This window comes from Mycobacterium sp. (genome assembly GCF_035603715.1).
In the GTDB taxonomy this organism is placed as follows: Bacteria; Actinomycetota; Actinomycetes; order Mycobacteriales; family Mycobacteriaceae; genus Mycobacterium.
This window is the reverse complement of record NZ_DATNJW010000188.1, coordinates 1-5964: the sequence shown is the minus strand read 5'-3', so window position 1 is coordinate 5964 and position 5964 is coordinate 1. Positions and strand designations below refer to the sequence as shown.

The following is a 5964-nucleotide window of genomic DNA, read 5'->3' as shown; positions in this document are numbered from 1 at the left end:
GGTGGTTCGGGCGGCGCTCAAGCGGGCCGAAGATGGCGATCTGCGCGGCGACTTGGTGGTGTTCGACGGCACCGAACTCGGTGAGCTGCAACGCGGATTCAACTCAATGGTCGACGGCTTGCGCGAGCGCGAGCGCGTGCGTGATCTGTTCGGCCGGCATGTCGGACGCGAGGTCGCCCTTGCCGCCGAACGGGACAAGCCCGAACTCGGGGGCGAAGAGCGTTATGTCGGAGTGGTTTTCGTCGACATCATCGGGTCGACGCGACTGGTGACGAGTCGGCCGGCCGCAGAAGTCGTGCAGCTACTCAACCGGTTTTTCGCGGTGATCGTCGAGGAGGTTGACCGTCACCACGGACTGGTCAACAAATTCGAGGGCGATGCTGTGCTGGCGATCTTCGGCGCGCCCAACCATCTCGACCGGCCGGAAGACCAGGCCCTCGGCGCCGCGCGCGCCATCGCCCGTCGTCTGGACAGCGAGGTACCCGAGTGCAAAGCCGGCATCGGGGTCACGGCCGGCACCGCCGTCGCCGGCAATGTCGGCGCGAAGGAGCGCTTCGAATACACGGTCATCGGCGAACCGGTCAACGAAGCGGCCCGGCTGTCCGAGTTGGCCAAGGACGAGCCGAGCCGACTGCTGGCATCCTCAGACACCATCAACGCCGCGAGTGACGACGAACGGACGCACTGGTCGTTGGGCGAGACCGTCACGCTGCGCGGCCACGACCAACCGACGCAGTTGGCGACGCTGACCTAGTCGGGAACGCCGTGGGTGAACACGGCTCGGCTGAGACGAAGCCAAGCGTCCCGGAAACGACCGGGGTCCATGCCGCCGGGTGCGCGACCGATCAGAACTTCCATGATCGGTGCATAACTCAGCCCGGCCAGTAGCACCGCGCTGATCGCTACGGGGTCGCCGATCTGGGTTCCGGCGTCGTCGGCGCTGGCCTGCAGCGCGTGCCCCATGATCTTTTGCGCGACCGCGAGGTTGTCGACCCACAACTCATCGACCATGTCCCGTGCGGCCTCGGGTTCGACGAGCATCAATCGCATGACGTCCGCGTTGTCGGTAATCGTCTGCTGTGCCGCCGCGGCGACGGTCGCCAAAGCGTCCAACCGTTCGGCCGGCGTGGTGGCATCACGAAACGCCGGCGACGTCCGCATCCGATCCAGACCACGGCGCAGCGCGGCGCGCAAAACGTCGCCCTTACTGCGGAAATGGCGGTACAGCGCCCCGGATCCCGGCGACATCCCGCACGCCTTCTGGATCTCTGCGGTCGAGGTCGCGGCGTATCCGCGGCTGGCGAAAAGCGCCAGCGCGCTATCGAGCAGCCGATCGCGACTCGAGGTATCAGCCGTATGCACGCGACTGACGGTACTCGATTGCAACCTGAGTAGTAAGTAAGTACTCTCTCACCGTAGGTTTGGTGCCTGGTCTACCGACGTCGGCAAGTCAGCAGTCGGGGCGCGTTTTCCTTGACCAAGAAAGGAAACCGAGCATGGGCTCTGAGTCGGCGTCTTCACTCAGTGACAAACGGCGTGGGCGCCCGGGCGACGAGTCTGCGATCGAATTCCTGCGCGACTTTCCGGCCCTGCTCGCCCTCGACCGACTACCCGTTCCCATCCTGGCCGTCGATGACGCCGGCGAAATCGCCTTCGCCAATGAGGCTTTCGCGGCGTTGGTCGGATACTCCCGCGAAGAGCTGCCCACGATGAACGCGCAATCCCTGGTGGCATGCATCGCCCCGGCGGATTCCGGTGTTGTCGCGGTCCTGCGCGAGCACGCCAATTCAGTGATCCGACTGATCCATGCGGACGGGTGGACCATGCCGACATTGCTAAGCGACTCGGTATTGATCCGCGAAGGCGAGAAGCTGGCCGTCGTCGCGTTCACCGATTTGACCGAAATCGCCTGGGCTACATCACCCGACGACGACCTCCTGCCCGGCTAGCCGGAGCACGACCTAAACGACGACACCATGCGTACCCGGCACTTTGTCGCCTTTGGGCGTGCTCGACCCATTGTCGGCGACGCAGCGCCCGGGTCATCACCGCGCCACTGGACTGACCCCGCCGAGCCGCGGCAGGCGACCCCGTCGAGCACCACGATGTCGCTTTCTCGCCAGAAATGTCGGTGGCCCGGTGTAATTGTCGAACCGTGCACGAAGACTTCGACCGCTGCTATCGAGCAGTCCAATCCAAGGACGCTCGGTTCGACGGCTGGTTTATCACCGCCGTGCGGACCACCGGGATATATTGCCGGCCCAGCTGTCCGGTCCGACCGCCGTTCGCCCGTAACGTGCGGTTCTTTCCGACCGCGGCAGCTGCGCAACGTGCCGGATTTCGCGCGTGCAAGCGCTGTCGTCCGGACGCGTCGCCGGGCTCGCCGGAGTGGAACGTCCGCGACGACCTCGTCGCGCGGGCCATGCGACTGATCGCCGACGGCACCGTGGACCGCGAGGGTGTTGGAGGTCTCGCCGCCCACCTCGGCTACACCACCCGACAACTTCAGCGACTACTGCAGGCAGAAACCGGCGCCGGCCCGCTTGCTCTGGCTCGCGCGCAGCGCACCCAGACCGCGCGGGTCCTGATCGAGACGACGGATTTGCCGTTCGGCGACGTCGCATTTGCCGCCGGATTTTCCAGCATCCGCCAATTCAATGACACCCTGCGCCTGGTGTGCGACAGCACTCCGACCCAATTGCGCAAGCGCGCGACCGCTCGGTTAGACGGTGCCACAACGGATGTGCGGTCACCGGGCACGGTGTCGCTACGTTTGCCGGTGCGAGTTCCGTTCGCCTACGAAGGCGTATTCGGCCACCTTGCCGCCAGCGTGGTCCCCGGCTGCGAGGAGATTCGTGACGGCGCATATCGGCGGACGCTGCGACTACCGTTCGGCAATGGAATCGCCAGCCTGACACCGGCGCCCGATCATGTTCGATGTGTGCTGGTGCTCGACGACTTCCGCGATCTGACAACCGCGATCGCGAGGTGCCGACGGCTTCTCGACCTTGACGCCGACCCGGACGCCGTGATCGACGTGTTGAGTTCCGATGCCGCTCTGGCCCCGGTGGTTGCCAAGGCACCTGGGCAGCGAATACCGCGCACTGTCGACGAGGCTGAACTCGCAGTACGAGCGGTGCTCGGTCAGCAGGTATCGATCAAAGCCGCGCGGACCCACGCCAGCCGATTGGTCGTCGCCTACGGCGATTCGGTTCACGACGCCAACGGCGCACTGACGCATACATTTCCGTCGATCGAGCAGCTCAGCGACATCGATCCGGCCCACCTGGCCGTTCCGAATTCGCGGCGTCGGACTGTCACCGGCCTCGTCGCCGCGCTTGCCGATGGCAGAGTCGTCCTCGACGCCGGCAGCGACTGGGACGAGGCTCGTAGTCAACTGCTTGCGGTGCCCGGAATCGGACCGTGGACCGCGGAGGTGATCGCGATGCGCGGCTTGGGTGACCCGGACGCCTTTCCCGCCAGCGATCTCGGATTGCGTTTGGCTGCCGAGCAATTGGGCTTCCCGAGCGACCACCGCGAATTGAGCGCGTTGAGCCGCCGCTGGCGGCCCTGGCGTTCCTACGCCACCCAATACCTGTGGACGACGCTGGAGCATCCGGTGAATCATTGGCCAGCAGAGGAAATCGCATGACCCACTACCGCACCATTGCTAGCCCGATCGGGTTGTTGACGCTGGCCGGCCACGACCAAGCGCTCACCAATCTGCGCATGGTCGACCAGACCTACGAACCAAGTCGCAATGGCTGGTCTCCAAATCCCAAGGCGTTCAACGACGCAGTGCACCAACTGAACGCGTATTTTGCCGGCGAGCTCACCACCTTCGACATCGAGCTCGATCTGCGAGGCACCGAGTTTCAGCGGCGAGTCTGGCAGGCGCTGCTGACGATCCCGTTCGGTGAGACCCGGTCGTATGGTGAGGTCGCGGAACAGATCGGCGCTCCGGGCGCCGCTCGTGCCGTCGGCTTGGCCAACGGCCACAACCCGATTGCCATCATTGTTCCGTGCCACCGGGTCATCGGTGCCAGCGGAAGCCTCACCGGGTACGGCGGAGGTCTCGATCGGAAACGCTCGCTGCTCGCATTGGAGACGAGACACACCTCGGCGACATTGCCGCTGTTCGACTGACCGCCGGCCCGGCGAGCGAGGTCAGAACCCGGGGAACGGTCGTGGGGCCGGTGCGCCGGGCAGGCCGAACGGCAACCCAGGCGCTGGCCCTCCAGGTAAACCGAGCGGCAATCCAGGTCCGCCGGCGCCGGGAAGCGGGAACGGCATGTTTCCGTTGGCAACCGAGTTTATCCACCCCGGACACTGCGACTGGATTGCCATCTGGGCCAGGAAGCCGGCCATTGGTGCTTCCAGACCGCCGTGACCACTCATCTGAGCTGCCCCACTCGCCAGACTGCCGCCAGGCTTGACCAGCATCGGGCAGATGGACTGACCCATCTGGGCAATGGCCCCGCTGACCGGGCCATTGTCACCAATGCCCACGCCGTTGAGGACGGGAGCCACCGCATTGCCGGCCGGATCTGCGTGTGCCGCAGGGATAGAGCCCAGGACAGCTGCGAATACTGCTGCGGTAACGATGACAGGACGAACCACCGACGTCGCCACGATCTCCACCGTGTCCCATGTCGTGCGCCCGGTGTCCGACTTCCCATTGGTTGACCAGGCCGAAAGGCCGGCCATCTTGCTCGCGGTCATGTGGAGCTCCCCTCCGTTAGCACTCCATGCACATGGAGCACAGGTTTCACTTTGATAACGGTAAGGTACTTATGTCACAGTAACAACACGAACAGATAACTGTTTGCAACCGCAGCGTTGCGCTACCGCGACCTACGAGACCGGAATGCAACAATTCCGGGTTTCGCGACGGGCGTTTGCTGTGCGGGGCCGCCGAGGCGCGGCTCGTGTGGTGTCGCGATGAGTTTTGCCCTCCGGTGCAGTCTGATCTCCATGGGCAAACTCATCTATGGCTTCAACGTGTCGGTGGACGGGTATATCGCCGACGCACAGGGCAACATCGACTGGTCCGATCCGAGCGAAGAGCTGCACCAGTACTGGAACGACTTCGAGCGGGAGACCGCCCTGTCGCTTTATGGGCGGCGGCTCTACGAACTGATGTCCGCGTACTGGCCGACCGCCGACAAGACCCCCGGCGCCACCCCTCTGATCGTCGACTTTGCGCACATCTGGCGCGACATGCCCAAGGTCGTGTTCTCGCGCACCCTGGAGTCCGTCGACTGGAACTCCCGCCTGGAACGAGGCGACCCGGTCGAGGTGGTGACGAAGCTGAAAGCCGAAACCGATGGCAGGCTGGAGGTGGCCGGCGCGACGCTGGCCGCACCGATCGTGCAGGCCGGACTGGTGGACGAGTACCGGATCGTGGTCACGCCCACCGCCGTGGGCGGCGGCACCCCGTTCTTCCCGACACTGCCGTCATGGATCTCGCTACAACTGTTGGAGAACCGCACCTTCCCGGGCGGCGCGGTCTTGCTGCGCTACGGGGCGAAACCCGATTGATTTGGCCCCTGGATGCACAAATGCCCGTGCCCCCCAAGGGTTTTGGGGGGCACGGGGCTTTGTGTGTGTTCGGCGGTGTCCTACTTTTCCACCCGTGTGGGTAGTATCATCGGCGCTGGCAGGCTTGGCTTCCGGGTTCGGGATGGGTCCGGGCGTTTCCCTGTCGCTGTGGCCGCCGTAACTTTATTTATTTTTTGGGTGTTATTGGTGGTGGGGTGTGGTTGGTTTGTCTGTTGTGGGGTTGTGGTTGCGTGTGTGTAAGTTTTCGGCCGGTTAGTGCCAGTTCCCTGCTCGCGTTGCCGCGTTTGTAGGTCTGGTCTATTGATCCCGTGGTCTGCGGGGGGCCTTATCCCACTGAATGGGTGAGAAGCCTGGTCTTGGAGGGGGTTTCCCGCTTAGATGCTTTCAGCGGTTATCCTGTCC

General features: G+C 64.4%; 7 protein-coding genes and 2 rRNA genes. 5 read left to right on the top strand and 4 right to left on the bottom strand.

What is annotated here, in order from left to right; translation table 11 throughout:
- On the top strand, positions 1 to 754 hold a 754-nt coding region (locus VN856_RS08115; RefSeq protein WP_325687856.1), incomplete at its 5' end, for an adenylate/guanylate cyclase domain-containing protein.
- Here VN856_RS08115 and VN856_RS08110 read toward each other — a convergent pair.
- On the bottom strand, positions 751 to 1362 hold the full coding sequence (locus VN856_RS08110) for a helix-turn-helix domain-containing protein (RefSeq protein WP_325687854.1): 612 nt from the start codon (positions 1360 to 1362) through the stop codon (positions 751 to 753). The two genes, VN856_RS08115 and VN856_RS08110, sit on opposite strands and share 4 nt — an antisense overlap.
- A 134-nt stretch (positions 1363 to 1496) precedes the next feature.
- Between VN856_RS08110 and VN856_RS08105 the strand changes: the two genes are divergently transcribed.
- The 3 genes from VN856_RS08105 (at position 1497) to VN856_RS08095 (ending at position 4146) form a co-directional block, all read left to right on the top strand.
- Positions 1497 to 1949, top strand: a complete 453-nt coding sequence (locus VN856_RS08105) for a PAS domain-containing protein (protein WP_325687852.1) — start codon at positions 1497 to 1499, stop codon at positions 1947 to 1949.
- Positions 1950 to 2155: 206 nt separating this feature from the next.
- The gene (locus tag VN856_RS08100; protein ID WP_325687851.1) at positions 2156 to 3652 is read left to right on the top strand and encodes a DNA-3-methyladenine glycosylase 2 family protein; all 1497 of its coding nucleotides are present in this window, start codon (positions 2156 to 2158) and stop codon (positions 3650 to 3652) included.
- The gene (locus VN856_RS08095) at positions 3649 to 4146 is read left to right on the top strand and encodes a methylated-DNA--[protein]-cysteine S-methyltransferase (RefSeq protein ID WP_325687849.1); all 498 of its coding nucleotides are present in this window, start codon (positions 3649 to 3651) and stop codon (positions 4144 to 4146) included. The genes VN856_RS08100 and VN856_RS08095 overlap by 4 nt, the downstream gene beginning before the upstream one ends.
- 21 nt (positions 4147 to 4167) lie before the next feature.
- On the opposite strand, the gene VN856_RS08090 is transcribed toward VN856_RS08095, so the two are convergent.
- The gene (locus tag VN856_RS08090; protein WP_325687847.1) at positions 4168 to 4722 is read right to left on the bottom strand and encodes a hypothetical protein; all 555 of its coding nucleotides are present in this window, start codon (positions 4720 to 4722) and stop codon (positions 4168 to 4170) included.
- Positions 4723 to 4974: 252 nt separating this feature from the next.
- On the opposite strand from VN856_RS08090, the gene VN856_RS08085 reads away from it, so the two are divergent.
- Positions 4975 to 5541, top strand: a complete 567-nt coding sequence (locus VN856_RS08085; RefSeq protein WP_325687858.1) for a dihydrofolate reductase family protein — start codon at positions 4975 to 4977, stop codon at positions 5539 to 5541.
- Positions 5542 to 5608: 67 nt separating this feature from the next.
- Here VN856_RS08085 and rrf read toward each other — a convergent pair.
- A 5S ribosomal RNA gene (gene rrf, locus VN856_RS08080) occupies positions 5609 to 5721 on the bottom strand.
- Between the two features lie 73 nt (positions 5722 to 5794).
- Positions 5795 to 5964, bottom strand: a 23S ribosomal RNA gene (locus VN856_RS08075); the annotation flags it as partial.